This window comes from Brachybacterium atlanticum (assembly GCF_025669985.1).
GTDB lineage: Bacteria > Actinomycetota > Actinomycetes > Actinomycetales > Dermabacteraceae > Brachybacterium > Brachybacterium conglomeratum.
Genome location: NZ_JAKJJW010000020.1, coordinates 25,602 through 47,225, shown reverse-complemented (window position 1 = coordinate 47,225; position 21,624 = coordinate 25,602). Strand labels below are relative to the sequence as shown.

At 71.4% G+C, this 21,624-nt stretch carries 18 protein-coding genes; 13 read left to right on the top strand and 5 right to left on the bottom strand.

The window, feature by feature from the left end:
- Positions 1-9: 9 nt before the first annotated feature.
- From mmsA to L3K22_RS10885, 6 genes are all read left to right on the top strand, one after another.
- On the top strand, positions 10-1,554 hold the full coding sequence (mmsA, locus tag L3K22_RS10910; RefSeq protein WP_263311417.1) for a multiple monosaccharide ABC transporter ATP-binding protein: 1,545 nt from the start codon (positions 10-12) through the stop codon (positions 1,552-1,554).
- 9 nt (positions 1,555-1,563) lie between these two features.
- A complete protein-coding gene (mmsB, locus tag L3K22_RS10905; protein ID WP_263311416.1) occupies positions 1,564-2,745 on the top strand; it encodes a multiple monosaccharide ABC transporter permease in 1,182 nt (393 codons plus the stop codon).
- 247 nt (positions 2,746-2,992) lie between these two features.
- Positions 2,993-4,339 carry an extracellular solute-binding protein gene (locus L3K22_RS10900; protein WP_373318033.1) on the top strand — a complete coding sequence of 449 codons (1,347 nt, stop codon included), beginning with the start codon at positions 2,993-2,995 and terminating at the stop codon, positions 4,337-4,339.
- Positions 4,340-4,502: 163 nt separating this feature from the next.
- Complete coding sequence (locus tag L3K22_RS10895) at positions 4,503-5,468, top strand: carbohydrate ABC transporter permease (RefSeq protein ID WP_263311415.1); 966 nt, start codon at positions 4,503-4,505, stop codon at positions 5,466-5,468.
- A gap of 82 nt (positions 5,469-5,550) precedes the next feature.
- Positions 5,551-6,474 carry a carbohydrate ABC transporter permease gene (locus L3K22_RS10890; RefSeq protein WP_263311414.1) on the top strand — a complete coding sequence of 308 codons (924 nt, stop codon included), beginning with the start codon at positions 5,551-5,553 and terminating at the stop codon, positions 6,472-6,474.
- Positions 6,475-6,595: 121 nt separating this feature from the next.
- Complete coding sequence (locus L3K22_RS10885; RefSeq protein WP_263311413.1) at positions 6,596-7,876, top strand: hypothetical protein; 1,281 nt, start codon at positions 6,596-6,598, stop codon at positions 7,874-7,876.
- A 75-nt stretch (positions 7,877-7,951) separates the two neighbouring features.
- Here L3K22_RS10885 and L3K22_RS10880 read toward each other — a convergent pair whose 3' ends face one another.
- Genes L3K22_RS10880 through L3K22_RS10870 form a run of 3 tightly spaced genes read right to left on the bottom strand, consistent with a single transcriptional unit; the run spans position 7,952 to position 10,481 of the window.
- Positions 7,952-8,446, bottom strand: coding sequence for a dihydrofolate reductase (locus L3K22_RS10880; RefSeq protein WP_263311412.1), 495 nt, complete (start codon positions 8,444-8,446; stop codon positions 7,952-7,954).
- A gap of 35 nt (positions 8,447-8,481) precedes the next feature.
- Positions 8,482-9,285: a thymidylate synthase gene (locus L3K22_RS10875; protein WP_263311411.1), complete on the bottom strand. Its 804-nt coding sequence runs from the start codon at positions 9,283-9,285 to the stop codon at positions 8,482-8,484.
- Positions 9,282-10,481 (bottom strand): LacI family DNA-binding transcriptional regulator, encoded by a 1,200-nt coding sequence (locus tag L3K22_RS10870; RefSeq protein WP_263311410.1) that lies wholly within the window; start codon positions 10,479-10,481, stop codon positions 9,282-9,284. Before L3K22_RS10870 ends, L3K22_RS10875 begins: the two co-directional genes overlap by 4 nt.
- A gap of 347 nt (positions 10,482-10,828) precedes the next feature.
- Here L3K22_RS10870 and arfA point away from each other — a divergent pair, with 347 nt between their 5' ends.
- The 6 genes from arfA (at position 10,829) to L3K22_RS10840 (ending at position 19,142) form a co-directional block, all read left to right on the top strand.
- A complete protein-coding gene (arfA, locus tag L3K22_RS10865; RefSeq protein WP_263311409.1) occupies positions 10,829-12,346 on the top strand; it encodes an arabinosylfuranosidase ArfA in 1,518 nt (505 codons plus the stop codon).
- A gap of 192 nt (positions 12,347-12,538) precedes the next feature.
- Entirely contained in the window at positions 12,539-14,161 is a 1,623-nt protein-coding gene (locus L3K22_RS10860) for an alpha-N-arabinofuranosidase (RefSeq protein WP_263311408.1), read from the top strand.
- On the top strand, positions 14,148-15,164 hold the full coding sequence (locus tag L3K22_RS10855; RefSeq protein ID WP_263311407.1) for a dienelactone hydrolase family protein: 1,017 nt from the start codon (positions 14,148-14,150) through the stop codon (positions 15,162-15,164). Before L3K22_RS10860 ends, L3K22_RS10855 begins: the two co-directional genes overlap by 14 nt.
- A 280-nt stretch (positions 15,165-15,444) precedes the next feature.
- Positions 15,445-17,133, top strand: a complete 1,689-nt coding sequence (locus L3K22_RS10850; RefSeq protein WP_263311406.1) for a ribonuclease J — start codon at positions 15,445-15,447, stop codon at positions 17,131-17,133.
- A 429-nt stretch (positions 17,134-17,562) separates the two neighbouring features.
- Positions 17,563-18,117: a hypothetical protein gene (locus L3K22_RS10845; RefSeq protein WP_263311405.1), complete on the top strand. Its 555-nt coding sequence runs from the start codon at positions 17,563-17,565 to the stop codon at positions 18,115-18,117.
- A gap of 167 nt (positions 18,118-18,284) precedes the next feature.
- Positions 18,285-19,142, top strand: a complete 858-nt coding sequence (locus L3K22_RS10840) for a sugar phosphate isomerase/epimerase family protein (RefSeq protein ID WP_263311404.1) — start codon at positions 18,285-18,287, stop codon at positions 19,140-19,142.
- A gap of 48 nt (positions 19,143-19,190) precedes the next feature.
- Here the strand turns inward: L3K22_RS10840 and L3K22_RS10835 are convergent, their stop codons facing one another.
- Positions 19,191-19,358, bottom strand: coding sequence for a hypothetical protein (locus L3K22_RS10835; protein ID WP_263311403.1), 168 nt, complete (start codon positions 19,356-19,358; stop codon positions 19,191-19,193).
- Between the two features lie 193 nt (positions 19,359-19,551).
- Here L3K22_RS10835 and L3K22_RS10830 point away from each other — a divergent pair, with 193 nt between their 5' ends.
- Complete coding sequence (locus L3K22_RS10830) at positions 19,552-20,034, top strand: hypothetical protein (protein WP_263311402.1); 483 nt, start codon at positions 19,552-19,554, stop codon at positions 20,032-20,034.
- Between the two features lie 14 nt (positions 20,035-20,048).
- Here L3K22_RS10830 and L3K22_RS10825 read toward each other — a convergent pair whose 3' ends face one another.
- Positions 20,049-21,548 (bottom strand): hypothetical protein, encoded by a 1,500-nt coding sequence (locus L3K22_RS10825; RefSeq protein ID WP_263311401.1) that lies wholly within the window; start codon positions 21,546-21,548, stop codon positions 20,049-20,051.
- Positions 21,549-21,624 lie beyond the last annotated feature (76 nt).

The following is a 21,624-nucleotide window of genomic DNA, read 5'->3' as shown; positions in this document are numbered from 1 at the left end:
GAGGTCCCCGTGGCCGAGAACATCCTCGAGATGCGGTCCATCACCAAACGCTTCCCCGGCGTCGTCGCCCTGAAGGACGTGTCCCTGACCGTCGGCGAGGGGGAGATCCACGCGATCTGCGGCGAGAACGGCGCCGGCAAGTCCACGCTCATGAAGGTCCTCTCGGGCGTCGAGCCCGCCGGCACCTACGAGGGCGAGATCCACTACCGCGGACGCCCCGTCAGCTTCGCGAGCATCAACGACTCCGAGGCCGAGGGGATCGTGATCATCCATCAGGAGCTCGCGCTCATCCCCCACCTCTCCATCGCGGAGAACATCTTCCTCGGCAACGAGCAGAGCCGCGGCGGCGTCATCAGCTGGCACGAGACCAACGCCCGCGCCGCCGAGCTGCTCGAGCGCGTGGGGCTGAAGGAGAAGCCCGTCACCCCCGTCGGCCAACTGGGCGTGGGCAAGCAGCAGCTCGTCGAGATCGCCAAGGCGCTCTCGAAGGACGTGAGCCTGCTGATCCTCGACGAGCCCACCGCCGCCCTGAACGACGACGACTCCGAGCACCTGCTCGGGCTGATCCGCGACCTGCGCGAGAAGAGCGGCGTCACCAGCATCATCATCTCCCACAAGCTCGGGGAGATCGCCGCGGTCGCCGACGCCACCACCGTGATCCGCGACGGCTCCACGATCGAGACGATCGACATGCGCGTGCCCGAGCAGGAGCGGGGCACGCTCGTCCCGCGGATCATCCGCGGCATGGTCGGGCGCGACATCGACAGCCTCTACCCCGAGCGGAATGCCGAGATCGGCGAGGAGATCCTGCGGATCGAGGACTGGCACGTCGGCCACCCCACCCAGCCCGGCCGCGTCGTCGTGGACGGGGCGTCGCTGACCGTCCGCGCCGGCGAGGTCGTCGGCATCGCGGGGCTGATGGGCGCCGGCCGCACCGAGCTCGCCATGAGCGTGTTCGGCCGGTCCTACGGCCGCGTTATCTCCGGCCGCGCCCTCATCCACGGCAAGGAGGTGCAGCTGCGCTCGGTCGCCGACGCGATCGACGCCGGCATCGCCTACGTCTCCGAGGACCGCAAGCGGTACGGGCTGAACCTGATCCAGGACATCCGCACCAACATCACCGCCGCCGCGCTGAAGAAGATCCGCACGGGCGGCTGGCTGAACGGCAACGAGGAGATCGCGGTCGCCGAGCGCTACCGCTCCTCGCTGAACATCAAGACGCCGACGGTCATGGCGACCGTCGGCAAGCTCTCGGGCGGCAACCAGCAGAAGGTCGTGCTCAGCAAGTGGCTGTACACCGAGCCTGACCTGCTGATCCTCGACGAGCCCACCCGCGGCGTCGACGTCGGCGCCAAGTTCGAGATCTACACGATCATCAACGAGCTCGCCGAGGCGGGCAAGGCCATCATCGTCATCTCCTCGGAGCTTCCCGAGGTGATGGGGCTGGCCGATCGCATCTTTACGCTGTCCGCGGGCCGGGTCACCGGCGAGGTCGCCGCCCAGGACGCCACCCAGGAGCGCCTCATGGAGCTCATGACCATGGAGAGGGAGTGAGCGCGGCTCATGGCCGGGACTTCTGACATCAAGGAGCTGCTCACGCGCAACCTGCGCACCAGCGGCATCTACATCGCGTTCGTGTTCATCATCCTGCTGTTCACGATCCTCACCGGCGGCCAGCTGCTCAGCCCCGGCAACCTCACGAACCTCGTGCTGCAGTACTCCTACATCCTGATCCTCGCCATCGGCATGGTGCTGATCATCGTGGGCGGGCACATCGACCTCTCCGTCGGCTCGGTGGTCGCGCTGACCGGCGCGGTCGCGGCCGTGGTGGTGATCGGCAACGGCCTGCCCTGGTGGCTGGGCGTGCTCGCCGCGCTCGGGACCGGCGTGCTGGTGGGGATCTGGCAGGGCTTCTGGGTCGCGTACGTGGGGATCCCCGCGTTCATCGTGACCCTGGCCGGCATGCTCATCTTCCGCGGCCTGACCATGCAGGTGCTCGGCAACGTGTCGCTCTCGCCGTTCCCGCGGGAGTACCAGTTCATCTCCGGCGGCTTCCTCAACGGGCTGCTGGGCGGCAACGGCTTCGACGCCTTCACCCTGTTCCTCGCCGCGGCGCTGGTGGTCGTCTTCGCGATCCAGGAGTACCGCAGCCGTCTCGCGAAGCTGAAGTACAAGCAGCAGGTCGAGGCGTTCCCGCTGTTCTGGGTGAAGATCGCCGTGGTCGCGATCGTGGTCATGGCCTTCGCCTGGCAGCTCGCGCACTCGCGCGGCCTGCCGGTGGTGCTGATCCTGCTGGCAGCGCTGGTGCTGGTCTACGGCTTCATCAGCCAGCGCACGATCGTCGGCCGGCACATCTACGCCATGGGCGGCAACCTCCAGGCCGCGAAGCTCTCCGGCGTGAAGACCACGCGCGTGAACATGTGGCTGTTTATCAACATGGGCCTGCTCTCCGCGGTCGCCGGCATCGTCTACTCGGCCCGCTCGAACTCGGCCCAGCCCGGCGCGGGCAACATGTTCGAGCTCGACGCGATCGCCGCGGCCTTCATCGGCGGCGCCGCCGTGACCGGCGGCATCGGCAAGGTGCACGGTGCGATCATCGGCGGCCTGATCATGGCGGTGATGTCCAACGGCATGCAGATCATGGGCATCGACCAGTCCACCCAGTCCGTGGTGCGCGGCGTGGTGCTGCTGATCGCGGTGGCCTTCGACGTCTGGAACAAGAAGCGCTCGCAGGCCGGCGCCTGAGCCGCAGCCGGCGAGAGCGGACTCGAGCCGCCGCGCGTCCCCTCACCGGAGGGAGTGCGCGGCGGCTCTCTCGTGTGCGGGCGCGGGCGTGACCGCAGCCGCGGCGCCCGAGCCGCACGGCAGTTCGGTCGGAGGAGTGTTGACGCTCACGTTACAACGATGTAAATTCGGGAGCAGCACACGAAGACCCGGGCCGGGAGCCCGCGGCAGCGCCGCCCGCCCCGCCCACCACGAAGAGGTGGCCCGCATGATGCATGGTTCTTCCCGCGCTCCCCGCGCCGGTGCCCGGACGGGCCCCGTGCTGGGCAGGCGCTCCCTGATGCAGGGCGCCGGGGCGCTCGCCGCACTCGGCGCGCTCGCCGGCTGCGCCGGCGCGTCGGCCCGACCCAGCGACGACATCGCCTTCTGGCACCTGCTCTCCGGCCCCGACGGGGTGACGATGGGCGAGCTGCTCGACGGCTACATGGCCACCGACGGCGCCGCGAAGGTCACCCAGACCGTCCTGGCCTGGGGCGCGCCGTACTACACGAAGCTCGCCATGGCCTCGGCCGGCGGCCGCGCCCCGGACCTCGCGGTCATGCACGCCGCGCGCGTCCCCGGCTACGCGCCCGGCGGGCTCCTGGACGAATGGGACCTCGACCTGCTGGGAGAGTTCGGGATCCGCCAGGAGGACTTCCCGGAGCTGATCTGGGAGAAGATGGTCGTCGACGACAAGCTCACCGCGATCGCGCTGGACTCCCACCCCTTCGTCCTCTACTACAACACCGAGATCGCCGAGGCCGCCGGGGTGCTCGGCAGCGACGGGCTGCTGCTGCCCACGGACACCCCCGAGGACTTCCGCGCCCTCGCCCTCGAGCTCGGCGGGAAGGCGCCCAGCGGCTTCGGGCTCAGCTGGGGCTATCTCGGCGACGGCTCGAACCAGTGGCGCATGTTCTCCACCTACTACTCCCAGCTCGGCGGCACGATCGAGCTGCCCGAGGGCGGGACGATGCAGTACCAGGAGGAGCTCGTCGTCCAGGCGATCGAATGGATCCTCTCCCTCATCGACGGCGAGGTCGGCAACGGCGGCCACGACGGCGGCACCGCCATCTCCGAGTTCGCCACCGGCGGCTCCGGCGCCTTCTACGGCGGCGTGTGGGAGACCGGCAGCTACAAGAACGAGGGCCTGCCCTTCGACATCACGATGATCCCCGGCGTCTTCGGGGAGCCGGTCGCCTACGCCGACTCCCACTCCTTCGTCCTGCCCCACCAGATGAGCCCCGACGAGGAGCGCCGACGGACCGTCCACGCCGTTGTCGCGCACCTGCTGAAGAACTCGATCGACTGGGCGGCGGCCGGTCACATCCCCGCCTACTCCCCGGTGGTCGAGGACCCGGGCTACGGGGAGCTGGTCCCGCAGTCCCACTACGCCGACGCCGTGGACCACCTGGTCTACGACCCGCCGGCCTGGTTCACCGGCTCCGGCAGCGACTTCCACACCTACTTCGGCAACGACATGCAGAACGTGTGGGCGAGGCGCACCGACCCGCTCGACGGGTGGAACGCCTTTGTCGCCCGGATCGACGCGCTGCTGCAGAAGCCCAGCCCGATGTGAGCGCGGAGCCCCTCATGCCCGAAGTCCTCGCCGCGCCCGCAGAGATCGCTGTGCCCGCGGCCGCCAACACCCTCGCAGCCCCCGTCGGCGTCCGCGCGCTCCGCGCCCCGATCCGTCGGCCCCGCCCGTCCCTGCCCCGTCCGCCCGTCGAAGGAGACGTTCGATGACCACCGCAGACGGCCTCGTCACCCCGCCGGGGAAGACCGCCGCCCCCTCTCCCGCGCTCACCCCGGCGCTGAGCCCCGCCCGGCGGCGCCGACGCCGCAGCGACAACCTCCGCGGCTGGCTCTACCTCGCCCCGTTCCTGCTCGCCTTCGGCCTGTTCCTCATCTGGCCGACGGTCTACGGGCTGTGGATGAGCTTCACCGGCACCTCGCTGGCCGGCACGAACACCCAGTTCGTGGGGCTCGCGAACTGGAGGGAGGCGCTCGGTGACCCACAGGTGTGGACGTCGCTGGGCAACACGGTGTGGTTCACCGTGCTCTCCACGATCCCGCTGGTGCTGGTGGCGATGCTGCTGGCGGTGCTGGTGAACATCGGCCTGCCGGGGCAGTGGTTCTGGCGGCTGAGCTTCTTCATGCCCTTCCTGCTCGCCTCCACCGTCGTCTCCCAGTTCTGGAACTGGATGTACAACCCGCAGCTGGGGCTCGTGAACACGATCCTGGGATGGTTCGGGATCGCGGGGCCCGCCTGGCTGCAGGACCCGAACACCGCGATGATCTCCGTGGTCATCACCACCGTGTGGTGGACCGTCGGCTTCAACTTCCTGCTCTACCTCGCAGCCCTGCAGAACATCCCCGACCAGCTCTACGAGGCCGCCTCCCTCGACGGCGCCGGCGCCTGGCAGAAGTTCCGCTCGATCACCCTGCCGCAGCTCGCGCCGACGACGGTGCTGGTGCTCGTGCTGCAGATGCTCGCCTCGCTGAAGGTCTTCGACCAGATCTACCAGATGACCGGCGGCGGCCCCGGCGGCTCCACCCGCCCAGTGCTGCTGTACATCTACGAGGTCGGCTTCACCGGGTACCGCCTGGGCTACGCCTCGGCGATCTCGTACATCTTCTTCTTCCTGATCATCATCGTCTCGATCGCCTACATGGTGATCTCCTCCCGACGGAGCGTGAAGGCATGACCCCGACCCCGACCGCCCGCCCGGCACAGGCCGCGATCCCGGCCCCCGCCCCGGTCCCGTCCACGTCGAAGGAGTCCCGCTCATGAGCGCCGCGAACCCCGTCGCCGCGCCCGCCGTGCCCGTGCGCGCCCGGGCCGCCGCGAAGGCACAGCCCGTGACCGTCGCCGGTCGACGCCGACGCGGCCCCGCCCTCGCTCGAATCCTCGCCTTCGTGATCCTCGCCGTGTTCGCCCTCGCCTGGCTCACCCCGGTGCTGTGGGCGGCGCTGACCTCCTTCAAGACGGAGGCGGAGGCCGCGGCGATGCCGGTGACGATCGTGCCGGAGAACGGCTTCACCCTCGAGGCCTATCTGAACGTGCTGCGCGAGGGGCTCGTGCCCCGCTGGGCGTGGAACAGCCTGATCACCTCAGCGGCGGTCACCCTGATCACCGTCGCGATCTCGGCGCTGGCCGGCTACGCCCTCTCCCGCCTGCGCTTCGCGGGGCGGCAGATGGTGGTGATGCTGATCGTCGCCTCGATCATGATCCCCGGCCAGATCCTCATCGTGCCGCTGTTCCAGCTGATGCTCTCGCTGAACCTGGTGGACACCTACTGGGGGATCATCCTGCCGCAGGTGGTCGCGGCCCCGATGGTGTTCATCCTCAAGAAGTTCTTCGACCAGATCCCCTTCGAGCTGGAGGAGGCCGCGCTGATGGACGGCGCGAGCCGGCTGCGGATCTTCTGGTCGATCGTGCTGCCGCTGTCCCGCCCGATCCTCGGCGCGGTCGCGATCTTCGTGTTCATCGGCGCGTGGAACAACTTCCTGTGGCCCTTCATCGTGGTCAACGACTCGAACCTGATGACGCTGCCGACGGGCCTGCAGACCGTGATCAGCGCATACGGCATCCAGTACGCGCAGAACATGGCCCAGGCGATGCTCGCCGCGCTGCCGCTGATCGTGGTGTTCATGTTCTTCCAGCGCCAGATCATCAAAGGCATCGCCACCACCGGCATCGCCGGCACCTGAGCGGCGGTGTCCAGCGGGGAGGCCGCATAGGTCACATGGGTTTGCCTCCCCGCGCTCACCTGGCCTGGGATGGAGGGACGGTCGCCGGCACGCGGCGGCCCCGTCCCGCAGGAGGCAGCCCATGACGACTCTCGAGCACTCGATCGTGATGGGCGGGAGCATGGCCGGACTGCTCGCCGCCGCGGCCCTCGCCCCGCACAGCGCCCGCGTCACGATCGTCGACCGCGACCCGCTGCCGGTCGACGGGCCCGACGCCTTCGCCCCGCGTCGCGGCGTGCCTCAGGGCGGGACCGTCCACCGCCTGCTCGCCCTCGGCGAGGAGCGGATGGAGGAGCTCCTGCCGGGTCTGCGCGAGGAGGTCCTCGCCGCCGGCGCCGTCCCGCGCGCCGCCCGCGAGGCGGACCCCGTGCTCGACGAGGCGACCCCGAACGAAGGCGCCCCCGCCGCCGACGACCCGCTCGGGACCGACGAGCACGATGCCCCGGACGTCGACGAGCCCGGCACCCTGTGGCTCACCCGCCCCGTCCTCGAGGGCGTGGTCCGTCGCCGCGTGCTCGCCCTGCCCGGCGTCGAGGCGGTCCAGGGCGCCGTCGGCGGACTCCTGACCAGCGACGACAAGCGCACCGTGCTCGGCGTGCAGCTCCGCGGCGGAGAGGACGACGAGCTGCACGGCGACCTCGTCGTCGATGCGGCCGGGCGCAGCAGCCGCGCCGCCACCTGGGTCGAGGGCCTCGGGTTCGAGCGTCCGCGCACCCTCGGCACCCGCGTCCACGTCGCCTACACCTCGCAGCGCCTGCGCCTGCGCGAGGGCGCGATGCCCGAGGGCGCCGAGTCTCTCGGGCAGCCGGCGACCGGCAACAGCCCCTTCACGATCGACCTCGAGCCGTGCGGGGCCGACGAGCACATCCTCTCCATCGCCGGCACCGCCCGCCACCAGCCGCCCACCGATCTCGAGGGCCTGCTGGACATGGTCGCGCTGCCGCCCGAGCGGGAGACCGCCGACGCCCTGGACAGCGCCCTCGAGGGCGCGGAGCCGGTGGGGGAGCCGTCCGGCGCCAAGGCCGCGGGAGCCCACCGCCAGCTCTGGGAGGAGACGACCGACGGACCCGCAGGCCTCGTCCACGTCGGCGACTCCGCCGCGATGTTCACCCCGCTGTACGGCCAGGGCATGGCCATGGCCGCGGTCGGCGCGGTCGCACTGCGGGACACGCTCGCGGACGACGGGGCCGACGGCCTCGCCGCCCGCTTCCCCCGCCTGCTCGGCGCCCTGCTCGACCGCGCCTGGGAGATCACCACCTCCCGCGACGCGCAGATCCCCGGCGCCGAGATGCTGGTCGACGGCGCGGTGGTCGAGGAGCTGCCGGCGGCCGGCTCGCTCGTCGGCGCCGCCTCGGGCGAGTAGACCACGGCCGAGGAGAAGGTCCCGGCTCCGCGCCGTGACGCGCCGCGATCGTGTCACTCGCCGACCAGGCGCGGCTCAGCGCGAGTAGGTAAGGAACCGGTAGCGCAGGCCGCTCGCGGCCTCGTGCCAGCCTTCTGCGGGATCGACGGAGGCGACTGTGAACTCCGAGGGGATCGCGGGGGCGAGGGTGTCCCCGTCGACCTCGAGGTCGATCTCGGTGACGACCAGCTGCTCGGCGACCTCGATCGCGTCGGCGTAGATCGAGCCGCCGCCGATCACCCAGGTGGTCCCTGTCGGGCCCGCCTCGGTCGCGGCGAGCTCGAGCGCCTCCGGCAGCGAGCGGGCGCGCACCGCGCCCGGCAGGTCGAGGGAGTCGTCGCGGGTGATGACGATGTTCGTCCGCCCCGGCAGGGGGCGGAACCTCGACGGGAAGGACTCCCAGGTGCGCCGCCCCATCACGACGGGGGAGCCGGAGGTGGTGCGCTTGAAGTGCTTCAGGTCCTCGGGCAGGTGCCAGGGCATGGTACCGCCCGCGCCGATCACCCCGCCGCGCGCCTGCGCCCAGATCATTCCGATCCGCGGTGCGCCCGTCCCGTCGGCCGCGCTCACACCGCCACCGGCGCCTTGATGCCCGGGTGGTGCTGGTAGCCGACGATCTCGATGTCCTCGGTCTCGTACTCGAGGATCGAGTCGGGCCGACGGTTCAGGCGCAGCTCGGGGTACGGGTAGGGCTCGCGGGAGAGCTGCCGCTCCACCTGCTCGACGTGGTTGTCATAGATGTGGCAGTCCCCGCCGGTCCACACGAAGTCGCCCACCTCGAGGTCCGTCTGCTGGGCGACCATGTGCGTGAGCAGCGCGTAGCTGGCGATGTTGAAGGGCACGCCGAGGAACAGGTCGGCGCTGCGCTGGTACAGCTGGCAGGAGAGCTTCCCATCGTGCACCTCGAACTGGAACAGGGCGTGGCAGGGCGCGAGCGCCATCTGCGGGATGTCCGCCGGGTTCCAGGCCGAGACGATCAGGCGCCGCGAGTCGGGGTTCGTGCGGATCTGCTCGACCACGTCGGTGATCTGGTCGATCACGCCGCCGTCCGGCGTGGGCCAGGAGCGCCACTGCGCGCCGTAGACCGGGCCGAGGTCGCCGTTCTCGTCGGCCCACTCGTCCCAGATCGTCACGTCGTGCTCGTGGAGATAGCCGATGTTCGTGTCCCCGCGCAGGAACCACAGCAGCTCCACGATGATCGAGCGGGTGTGCACGCGCTTGGTCGTGACCAGCGGGAACCCCTGCGAGAGGTCGTAGCGGATCTGCTTGCCGAAGAGGCTGCGGGTGCCGGTGCCGGTGCGGTCGCCCTTGGCGTGGCCGGTCTCCAGGACCTCGCGCAGCAGGTCCTCGTAGGGGGTCGGGATCGTCACCGGGGGAGCTCCTCGTTCTCGGGGCGGGCAGTGGGATCGGGGCCGGGCAGGACGGCGCCCGGCGGCGGGGGAGCGGCCGACGGGGCGGCTCCAGCGGCGGCCGATGGGGCGGGGATCGGCGGCGACGCCTCGACGGCGCCCGGCGCCGTGGACTCCCGCACGACCAGCGAGTACGGCGTGTCGATCGTGCGGGGCGGGCCGTCGTAGCCCTGGATCCGCTCGGCGAGCAGATCCAGCGCGGTCGCGGCGAGCGTGTGCTTGTCGGGCGCGATGGTGGACAGCGACGGGATGGTGAAGGGGCTGTCGGGGGTGTCGTCGTAGCCGATCACGGCGACGTCCTCGGGCACGCGCCGGTTCAGGCGGCGCAGCATGGCGAGCGCGCCGGTGGCCAGGTCGTCGTTGCCGCACACGATCCCGTCGACCTCCGGATGGCGCGCGAGCAGCTCGCGCGCGCCGGCGAAGCCGTCCTCGCGCCGCCAGTCGTCCACGACCTGGATCCGGGCGGGCTCGCCGCCGAGGTCGTGCGCTGAAAGCGCCGCGAGGAAGCCGTCGCGCCGCATCGTCCCGGAGGAGTGGGGCTGCTTGCCCTGGGCGGTGTCGATCGCGCCGATGAACGCCAGGCGCCGACGGCCCTGCGCGATCAAGTGCGAGGTCGCCTCGTACGCGGCGTCGACGTTGTCGATGCGCACGTAGTCGCTGCCCTGCGGGAGGGTCTCGGGCAGGTGCTCGCCGATGAACACGGTGGGCTGGCTGGTGCGCTCCATCCGCGCGAACAGCTCCTCCTCGAGCATCAGCGGGTTGAAGATGACCCCGTCGCCGAGCACGCGCTTGAACCCCTCGAGCACGGTTCGCTCCGCCTCGCGCCCGGCCGAGGTCGAGTGCAGCAGGATCGTCTGCCCGCGCTCCTGCGCCACCTCGATGAACTGCTGGGCGAGGTTCGAGAAGTAGGAGAAGTCCAGCGAGGGGACGGCGAGGGTGATCATGCCGCTCGCCCCTGTGCGCAGCTGCTGCGCCGCGACCTGTGGACGGTAGCCCACCTGCAGGATCGCCTCGCGCACCTTCTCGCGGGTGGAATCCTTCACGTGGGGGTAGTCGTTGACCACGTTGGAGACGGTCTTGATCGAGACGCCGGCGAGCTCGGCGACGTCGCGCAGCGACGGCGGACGTCGGCGGCGGGTCGCGGGGCTCGAGGGCATGAGGTCGATTCTCGCACCGTCCTGCGCGGGCGGGGCGCGCCGTGACCGAGGTCGTGTCGAGAGTGCCGGGGCAGGGTGTCAGCAGAAAGGGGACTGCAGCGGCATGCCGCGCGGCTGAGCGGCTCAGTGTGCCGATGGAGTCCCGTTTCTGCAGAAGCCCGGGAGCGGCGGGACGCCGTTGACGGGGAGGCAGGCCTGTGGAAGCATGCTTGCAACGTTGTAGAAGTGGTCGTCGCGCCGGCGCACAGCTGCCCGGTGGCACGACCTCGCCGCTCCCTCGCTCCGCCGTCGATCGCCGCTCCGGCGCCGCATCGCCGGCCCGCCCCACTCCAAGGATGCCGACACCGATGTCTTCGCCCGTCACCCTCACCCTGCACCCGTCCTTCCAGGTCGCGCCCGTGCGCCGCCGCACCTTCGGCGCCTTCGTCGAGCACCTCGGCCGCTGCGTCTACACCGGCATCTTCGAGCCGGACCACCCGTCGGCCGACGAGGACGGCTTCCGCACCGACGTGCTCGCCCTGACCCGCGAGCTCGGCGTGAGCTCCGTGCGCTACCCGGGCGGCAACTTCGTCTCCGGCTACCGCTGGGAGGACGGCGTGGGTCCCGTCGAGGAGCGCCCCGCCCGCCACGACCTCGCCTGGCACTCCACCGAGCCCAACGCCGTCGGGCTCGACGAGTTCATGGCCTGGGCGGGCAAGGCCGAGGTCGAGCCGATGTACGCGGTGAACCTCGGCACCCGTGGGATCGAGGAGGCGCTCGACGTGCTCCAGTACGCGAACGCCCCGCAGGGCATCGCGTACTCGGACCAGCGCGCCGAGAACGGCCACGCCGAGCCCTACGGCATCCGCATGTGGTGCCTGGGCAACGAGATGGACGGCCCCTGGCAGGCCGGGCACAAGACCGCCGAGGAGTACGCGCGGATCGCCGCCGAGGCCGCCCGCCTCATGCGCCAGGAGGACCCCGACCTCGAGCTGATCGCCTGCGGCTCCTCCAGCTCGCAGATGGAGACCTTCGCGGCCTGGGAGAACACCGTCCTCACCGAGTCCTACGACCTGGTCGACATGATCTCCGCCCACGCCTACTACTCGGAGAAGGACGGCGACCAGGCCTCCTTCCTCGCCTCGGCCGACGACATGGACCACTTCATCGACTCCGTCGTCGCGACCGCCGACCATGTGCGCGCCAAGCTCAAGCGCGACAAGCGCATCATGATCAGCTTCGACGAGTGGAACATCTGGTACCAGCACCGCGCCGAGTCCCGTCCGCCCAGCGGTGATGACTGGCCCGTCGCGCCCGTGCTGCTCGAGGACACCTACAGCGCGATGGACGCCGTCGTCTTCGGGAACCTGCTGATCTCCCTGCTGCGCCACAGCGACCGCGTCGCCTCCGCCTCCCTCGCCCAGCTCGTCAACGTCATTGCCCCGATCATGACCGCACCCGGCGGGGAGGCCTGGAAGCAGACCACCTTCCACCCCTTCGCCCTCACCTCCCGCCACGCGGCCGGGCAGGTGCTCGACGTGCGCGTGACCGCGCCGAGCTTCGAGAACACCCGCTTCGGGAAGAGCTCTGCGGCCGATGCGGTGGCGACCTGGGACGAGGAGTCCGGCGCGCTGACCCTGTTCGTGGTGAACCGCGGGCCCGAGGGCGAGCAGGCGCTGGACGCGGACCTGAGCGGCTTCGGCGATCTCGAGCTGGTCGAGGCCGTCACCCTCCACCACGAGGACCCCTACGCCGCGAACACCCAGGACGCCCCCGAGACCGTCGTGCCCGCGCCGAACGACTCGGTCGCCCTCGACGGCGGCCGGCTCGTCGGCGCGCTGCCCGCGATCTCCTGGTCGATGATCCGTCTGGCCCGCCGGGCCTGACCCCCTGACACGGTCCGGCCGGGTGGAGCGACCCCGGCCGGGCCGCCACCCACCCACACCCACCGACCGCGTCTGCAGATGTGGGCTTCCAGCGGCACGCTGAGCCGCTGAGCGCCGCAGCGTGCCGCTGGGATCCCCTTTCTGCAGACGTTCCGCCCCGTCGTCCCGCCCTACGTCCCCGAGGAGCCCTCGATGACCGCCCGCACCCTGACCACCGGCCTCGTCGGCGCCCTCGCCCCGACCTCGACCGGCACCCGCCCGCTCGCCCCGCGCACCGGAGAGACCGACGGGCCCGCCCGCGTCGTGATCGACCTGGACCTGCCCGGCGCCACGATCTCCCGCCACCTCTACGGCCACTTCGCCGAGCACCTGGGCCGCTGCATCTACGGCGGCTTCTACGTGGGCGAGGACTCCGAGATCCCTAACGTGCGCGGCATCCGCACCGACGTGGTCGAGGCGCTGCGAGCCCTGCGGATCCCGAACCTGCGCTGGCCCGGCGGCTGCTTCGCCGACGACTACCACTGGCGCGACGGGATCGGCCCGCGCGAGGACCGTCCCCGCATGGTCAACTCCCACTGGGGCGACATCGTCGAGGACAACTCCTTCGGCACCCACGAGTTCATGGACCTCGTCGAGCTGCTCGGCACCGAGGCGTACGTCAACGGGAACGTCGGCTCCGGCACGGTGCGCGAGATGAGCGACTGGATCGAGTACCTCACCCGCGCCGACGACTCGCCGATGGCGGCGCTGCGCCGCGAGAACGGCCGGGACGAGCCGTGGACCGTGCCGTTCTTCGGCATCGGCAACGAGGCCTGGGGCTGCGGCGGGAACATGCGCGCCGAGGACTACGCCGCGCTCGCCCGCCAGTACGCCACCTACGTGCGCGACCACGGCGACAACCAGGTCACCCGCATCGCCGCCGGCGCCTCCGACGGCGACTACGCCTGGACCGAGGCGCTGATGCGCGCGATCGACGGCCTCGAGGGCCGTGACGGCCGGCCCGGCCCCTTCCAGGCGATCTCCCTGCACTACTACACGATGTCCGGGCCGTGGGAGGACAAGGGCAGCGCCACCGAGTTCAGCAACCAGGAGTGGTACCGCACCCTCTCCCGCGCCGTCCGCGCCGAGGAGCTCGTGGCCCGCCACGCGACCGTCATGGACCGCCACGACCCGCACAGGAAGGTCGGCCTGGTGTTCGACGAATGGGGCACCTGGTGGAACGTCGAGCCCGGCACGAACCCCGGATTCCTGTACCAGCAGAACACCGTGCGCGACGCGCTCGTCGCCTCGCTGCACTTCGACGGCTTCCACCGCCACGCGGACCGGCTGATCATGGCGAACATCGCCCAGACCGTGAACGTGCTCCAGGCGATGATCCTCACCGACCCGGACTCCGGCGCGCTCGTGCTCACCCCGACCTATCACGTCTTCGCCATGAACGCCGGGCACCAGGACGCCGCCGCGCTCGACGCCCACCTGCTGCTGCCCGAGGAGATCGCCGAGGTCGACGGACGGCCGCTGCCGCTCGTCTCCGCCTCCGCCTCGCTGCGGGCCGACGAGGGCACGGCGCTCGTGTCCCTGTCGAATCTCTCGGCCGACGAGCCCCGCACCCTGGTGCTCGACCTGCGCGGCCGTTCGGTGACCGGCCACGAGGCGACCGTGCTGACCGGCGCGTCGACCGCCGCGCACAACACCCCCGAGCGGCCGGAGGCGGTCGCCCCGGCGCCGCTGACGGACGTGCGCGAGCACGAGCGCGGGCTCGAGGTGACCCTGCCGCCGCACTCCTTCGCGACGGTGCGGCTTGACCTCGCCTGACCGCGGCGCCGACCAGCCCCGGCAGGGCGCGAGAGTAGAGAGGCACGGTGCGTCGGCCGGTGGTGCGGAGGAGCGCCGCGAGCGCCTCCGCACCCTGCTGGGCCTCGACCTCGCCACGACGGAGGGACGCCTCGCCGACGTACCGCCGGCCCCGTTGGACGACTGCCCGGTCGAGGTGCAGCTGCTCGCGCCGTGCGGGGAGCCCGGCGTGGAGCCGGATGCCGATCCCGACGTGATCCCGGCGTTCCTTCTGCGTCCCGGGCCCGAGCGCGACACCGGCGCCGGCGTCGTCCTGATCGCCGGGCACGGACGCGGCATCGACGACCTCATCGCCACCGATCCGGCTGACGAGTACCACGACGCCCTCGCCCACAAGCTCGCCCGCGCCGGGCTGACGGTGCTGTGCCCGGAGACGGTCAGCTTCGGCCGTCGCCGCGTCCCGCCCCCGCCGGGCGGCGTCCCCTGGGCGCCCGGGGAGAAGACCTGCGAGGTCGACGCCGCCCGTCATCTGCTGCGCGGCCGGCCGGTCATGGGCCGCCGCGTCGCCGACGCCCGCGCAGCGGTCCAGGCGCTGCGCGCCCTGCCGGGCGTGGACCCAGAGCGGGTCGCCGTCGCCGGCGGCTCCGGCGGAGGAGCGGTCGCGCTGATGCTGGCCGCGGCCGACGAGACGATCTCCGCGGCGCTCGTCGCGACCTACTTCTGCACCTTCGACGCGAGCATCGCCTCCATCCGGCACTGCCCCTGCAACATCGTCCCCGGTCTGCTGCCCGAGCTCGAGATGGCGGACATCGCCGCGCTGATCGCCCCGCGCCCGCTGGTGATCGAGGCGGGGGAGCGCGACCCCCTGTTCCCGATCATCGCGACCCGCGAGGCCTTCTCCCTTCTCCCACCGGTGTGGGAGGCGCGGGGTGCCGTCCCTCCCGAGCTCGTCGTCACCCCGGGCGGTCACGCCTTCCGCGCCGAACGCTCCCTCGAGGCGCTGTGCGAGCACCTCGCCGGCTGAGGGTGCCGCCGTCGGTCGCCGGGCGGCCGAGGTCTCCGTCGGTCGCGGGATGCGCCGCGAGCGAGCGTCCGCCGGCCGCCCCGGTCACCGGCCCCGCCCGTCGGCCGCTCCCGCGCACGCGCTGTCAGAGTGACAAGATCGAGTGTTTGCGCCCAGGGGTGGGGGAGATGTCCTCTTCTGCCGTACGGTGAACCGTGTGCTGATCGCTGCACCCCGCGAGGGGACGCGCGCGGCGCCCGAGACCTCAGTCCCTGTCCCTTCGACGATTGTGAATCCCCTTATGCAGGTAGCTGCCCGCAACAAGCTGTCCGCTCCTCCTCGCCTGGCCAAGAACGGCCTGCGCATCACCCCGCTCGGCGGCCTCGGCGAGGTCGGCCGCAACATGACCGCGTTCGAGCACCACGGCAAGCTGCTCATCGTGGACATCGGCGTGCTCTTCCCCGAGGACCACCAGCCCGGCATCGACGTGATCCTGCCGGACTTCACCTCGATCCGCGACCGCCTCGACGACATCGTCGGCATCGTGCTCACCCACGGCCACGAGGACCACATCGGCGGAGTCCCGTACCTCCTCAAGGAGCGGGCCGACATCCCGCTGTACGGCTCGGAGCTCACCCTCGCCTTCATCACCGCGAAGCTCAAGGAGCATCGCATCACCCCGAAGACCATGCAGGTCAAGGCCGGGGACCGCCAGAAGGCTGGGCCGTTCGACCTCGAGTTCGTCGCGGTGAACCACTCCATCCCGGACTCCCTCGCGGTGTTCATCCGCACCTCCGCCGGCTCCGTGCTGCACACCGGCGACTTCAAGATGGACCAGTTCCCGCTGGACGGTCGCATCACCGACCTGCGCGCCTTCGCGCGCCTCGGCGAGGAGGGCGTGGACGTGTTCCTCACCGACTCGACCAACGCCGAGGTCCCTGGCTTCACGATGTCCGAGCGGGACCTCACCCCCGCGATCGACCGGGTCTTCGCGACCTCGCCGCGGCGCGTGATCGTCTCGAGCTTCGCCAGCCACGTCCACCGCATCCAGCAGGTGCTCGACGCCGCCCACGCCAACGGCCGCAAGGTCGCCTTCGTGGGCCGCTCGATGGTGCGCAACATGAAGATCGCGCGCGAGCTCGGCTACCTCTCCATCCCGCGCGGCCTGGTCGTCGACTTCCGCAAGATCCAGTCGATGCCCGATCACAAGGTCACCCTGATCTGCACCGGCTCCCAGGGTGAGCCGATGGCGGCGCTGGCGCGCATGGCCAACGGCGACCACCAGATCCAGGTGGGCGAGGGCGACACCGTGCTGATGGCCTCCTCGCTGATCCCCGGCAACGAGAACGCGATCTACGGGATCATCAACAAGCTCATCGACCTCGGCGCGAACATCGTCCACAAGGGCAACGCGAAGGTGCACGTCTCCGGCCACGCGAGCGCCGGCGAGCTCGTGTACTGCTACAACATCGTGGGGCCCAAGAACGTGCTGCCGGTGCACGGCGAGTCCAAGCACCTGCACGCCAACGCCGATCTCGCCCGGAAGACCGGTGTGCCCGAGGACCGCGTGGTCGTCGGCTTCGACGGCGTGGTCGTGGACCTCGTGGACGGGAAGATCAAGGTCGCCGGCAAGGTCGACGCGGGCCTCGTCTACGTGGACGGCCAGACCATCGGCACCGCCACCGAGGACACCCTTGCCGAGCGCCGCATGCTCTCCGGCGGCGGCGTGGTCACGGTGGTCGCGCTGATCGACCCCAAGACCCACAAGCCGGTCGAGCCGGTCGAGTTCCTCACCAAGGGCTTCGTGCACGACAAGAAGACCTTCGAGGACGCCGCCGCGCAGGTCGAGAAGGCGCTCGCGCAGTCGAAGACCGACAAGATCGACGACATCGCCGAGATCGAGCAGATCGTGGTCGACACCGTCAGCAATCACCTGCGCCGCACCTACCGCCGCGAGCCCGCGGTGATGGCGGTGGTGATCGACTCCTGAGTCCCGGCCCATCCCGGCGCGGCCGACGTCCGTCGTCGGCCCCGCACGACGGCCCCTCCGGCCCGCGTCACAGCGGTGCGGGAGGGGCTGTCGGCTCAGCCGATCCAGATCTGGCAGATGTTGCTCCGGGTGAACGTGACGACTCGATCGACATGGAGGAGCCCCTCGAGGGCCACTGGATCATTGTCGAGCACCTCGGTGAAGCGCGAGCCGTGCGTCGGCCACCTCAACCCGACAGGTTGCGTGACGGCGGGTCGAGTGAACCCGCTTCACGTGCCCGTACGTGCCCGCCGCCCTGGACCCGCCGTTGAACAGCTTGCGCCCACCGAGCCTGGTCGTGTGGGACTCTACGGCGGTGCCGGCCGACGGGGCGGGGTGGGCGGAGGGACGGGTGATGACAGCAACGAACACGGCTCTGAAGGTGGGGCGATGACGGCCGTCGGCGGATCCGGCGCCCGCGACGAGCCGAGCCTTGCGGGCGGGCGCGCCCCGCTGCAGCTGCTGGTCGGCGGGGCGAGCAGCGAGGAGCTGCACACCCGGCTCGCGAAGCTCGGTATCCAGCTGAACGACGGCGCGCGCACGCTTCTCGAGGATTCGTGCTTCGACACCCGCGCACCGGAGACGCTCGAGGTCGTGCAGCGCAGCCTCCACCAGCTCGGCCTCGCCTCGGGCGGCACCTTCCCGCAGATCACCGCTGCGGCACGGGCGCGGGGTCTCGCCCCGCTGCCGCCGGATGCCGGCCCCTACCTCCGCCTCGCCATCACGGACCAGGGGCAGGCCCCGGACTCGATCCTCTCCGCCGGGAGGGCACCGACCGGTGCCGTGCACGTCCACGCCGCACCTCTCCGCGCGGACCACGACTACCCCAAGGGCTTCTACCTGCGTGTCGTCGACGGCGTCACCTGGTTGCGGGGCTTTCGCTGCGACGACGAGTACGTGTGGCCGGCCGACGCCGTCCTCGCCCTGCGGGCCCCCGAGGGGTGAGGGGTCCCCGCGTCATCTGACCGCGAGGCGGTGCCTGAGTGCTGAGCGCACCGCGGCGTCCGACCGAGCGGCGGCGCCCGAACGCACCGCGGCACCCCGCCGTCCCACCCCGTGGACGAAGTGGCCCAGATCACCGCCTGGCGACGTTCCGCCCCTAGGCTTCGAGAATGTTCTCCTGCCTGTCGCCCGGAGCGCTGGGGCTCCCCCTCGACCACACCGCCGCCATCGATCTCGCGCTCGCGCACGGCTTCGGGGGCGTGGACCCCGACCTCGAGCACTTCCGCACCCTCCTGGCCGACGGCGGCCTCGAGGCCGTCTCCGCCCACGGCAACGCCGTGCGGGCGAAGGGCCTGCAGTGGGGGATGGCCGGCCTCCCGATCGCGCTGGACTCGCCGGCCGAGGAGTTCCGCGCCGCGCTCGAACCTCTTCCCGACGCCCTCGAGCTGCTCACCGCCGCCGGGGTCACCGCCGTCGGCACCTGGATCCGCCCCATGCACCAGACCCTCGACCATGCCGCGAACTGGCGCCTGCACGCCGGACGTCTGTCGCTGGTCTCCGAGATCCTTGCCGACCACGGCCTGCGGCTCGGGCTGGAGTACATCGGGCCGAAGACCTTCTGGTCCACTGAGCGTCACCCCTTCGTCCACGACATCACCGACGCCCGCGCCCTCATCGCCGAGACCGACGCGAGCAACATCGGCCTGATCCTCGACAGCTACCACTGGTTTACCGCCGGGGAGACTCCCGAGGACCTCACGGGCCTCGGCGCCTCCGACATCGTCTCCGTCGACATCAACGACGCCCGCCCGGACCGGGCGCGCGACGAGCAGATGGACCTCGACCGCCGCCTGCCCTACGACACCGGGGTGATCGACCTCGACGGGTTCATGGGCGCGATCCGCGCGGCCGGTTACACCGGCCCCGTGAAGGTCGAGCCGTTCATGAAGAGCCTCGCCGAGCAGCCCGTCGACGAGGTCCTCGCCGACATCTCCACCCGCCTGGACCGGGCGATCACCGGCGCCTGAGCGGGGGCGCGCCGAAGGGCGCGCCCGTCGGCGCCGAGACCCGTGGACTCACGCCCAGGGCTCGAGCTCGTCCTCGCGGAAGTAGAGCTGCTGGCTGCCGCCGAAGCGCACCAGGATCGTGCCGTCGTCCTCGCGGAAGTACACGACGGTCCCGTACTGGTGCTGCATGGGGCCGCCCGTGGTGCGGACCCCGTCCCCGATGCTGAAGCTCGACATGGTGCTCTCCTCCGTGGTCGCGCGCCCGTCGGCCGATGCGCGGGCGCGTCGTGCTCCCAGCCTCTCGTGGCGGACACGATCCCGGTAGGGCGGAATATCACCGGCTCGCAGGATCTGAGCCGGGGCGAGCCCTGCGCCACATCCGGCCGCTCCCGAGCGACATGGGCTCGGCGGGCAGGCGCAGGATGGGGGCATGACCGAGCCCGCCGCCTCGACGACCGCGCGTCCTGCCCGCGCTGACCTGCCCTTCCGTGTGCTCGCCCTCGTCTGGGTGCTCACCGGCGGGCTCACCGCGGCGGTCACCGGACCGCTCGGCCTCGAGCACGGCTCCTGGTCCGCGGCCTTCCAGGTGCTCGTCGGCGGCGTGCTGCAGGGAGTGCTCGGCATCGCGCAGCACGGCCTGACCGCCCGGGCCCCCGGCCGCGGCGTGCTCCTGGCGGAGCTGCTCACCTGGAACCTCGGCGGCCTCGCCGTGATCGGCGGGACCGTGCTCGGGGCGCCGCTGCTGGTCGACGCGGGCGGCGCGCTGCTGGTGGTGACGATGGTGCTGATGCTCCGCGCCGTCGGACACAGGGCCGACGGGCCCACCTGGCTGCTGTGGGTGTTCCGCGCTGCGCTGGTGCTGACCGCGGTGTCGATCCCCGTCGGGCTCGTCCTCGCCCACCTCCGCGCCTGACGCGGACGGCGCCCTCACTGGTACGAGACGAACCAGGGGCGCGGCTCCAGGGTGAAGGTCTCCTCCGGGGTGAACATCGGGGTGTCCTCGTCGTGGAAGTTCTTCCACGCCATGAAGATCCCGCCCGGCAGGTCCTGCTGGAGCGCGTTCCAGGTGGCGAGCTTGTCCTCGGGGGTGCCGTGCCCGTCGGCGTGCAGGGTGATCGCGAGCTCCGGGCGGGAGGTGTCCACGTCCTGACGGTCCGAGATCATCGAGAGGTTGAACTGGTGCAGGATCAGCACCTTCTGCGGCAGGCCGTGCTCCGCCGTGAGGTCCGCGAGCCAAGTGGAGACCTCGTTGATCTCCGCCGCGGTGACCGAACCGATCTGCTCGAGATGCTTCTGCCCCGGTTCCAGCCGCCACTCGGCATCCAGCGCCAGACCGACGTGCGGGGCGGTCAGCAGCTCCTCGTAGAGCTTCGCCTGGGTGAGGAAGTCGGTGGTGCCCGGCTGCAGGTCCAGCACCACGTACACCCCGGCCTCGCCCGCCGCATCGACCCACTCGCGCAGGCCCTCGACGCCGAGCTCGGAGGAGAAGTCCCCGTCGCCGCCCGGCTCCGAGGAGGCGATCGTCGTGATGATCTCGAGCGCGGGGACGATCGGCTCCTCGGCGAGCCCCTCGTACTCGGCGACCATCTCCTGCACCCGCTCTAGGGTCAGCTCGAGGTCCTGCTCGCCGAGGATCCCGAGCGAGGGAACGGCGGGCGAGCCGTAGGCCGCGATCATGCGCCGGCCGGGGAAGGCGGTGATGCCGCCGCCGGGCAACTCGGTCGTGGTCGCGGCCCGTCCCATCGCCTCCACCAGCGCCGAGGCGTCCCCGAAGGAGTCGCCGAGCGCGAGCACGCCCGCCGAGGCGTCCTCTCCGGCCGCCTCCTTCGCCGCGGCGACGCTCTCGCTGCTGCGGCCGACGTCCCCGCCGGGCGTCTCGACGACGGTGCCGCCCGCGGCGGTGACCACGGCGCTCGCGAGCGCCTGCGCGGGCGAGGCCGCCTCGGGGTCGACCAGCAGCGTCACAGCGGTGGTCGCCTCCCCGGCGGAGACGTCCGGGAGGTCGGGGTTCTCGGCGGAGAGGTCGATCTCGACGACCTCGCGCCCGTCCCCGAGATCGCCGGGGTCCATGCCCGCCGGGACGACGAGGGTGCCCGCGCCGAGCCGCTCGATCTCATCGGCGACCGCCTGGTCGATGCCCGCCAGCACCGGGGCGGGGAAGCCCTCGAGCGTCGGCAGCAGCGCCTCGAGCGAGGCCTCGTCGGCGAGGACGGCGACGTCCGAGGAGGTGAAGAGCGCCGCGCTCAGGGCGGCGGACGCCGCGGGGAGATCGTCGCCCGGCAGCACCGTGGTCTCGGGCGACTCGGTGCGCTCGACGGAGAGATCGCCCCCGGTGCAGGCCGCGAGGCCTCCCGCGAGCGCGAGCACCGTCGCACCCGCGAAGGTTCGCCGGGTGATGCTCGCCGGTCGTCGGTCTCGTGCTGTCACGGTCTCACGCACCTCTTCCGTCGTGCCCTGGCGGTCCGGAGCAACGTCCCATGTCCCTGCCATGGTGGCACCGATC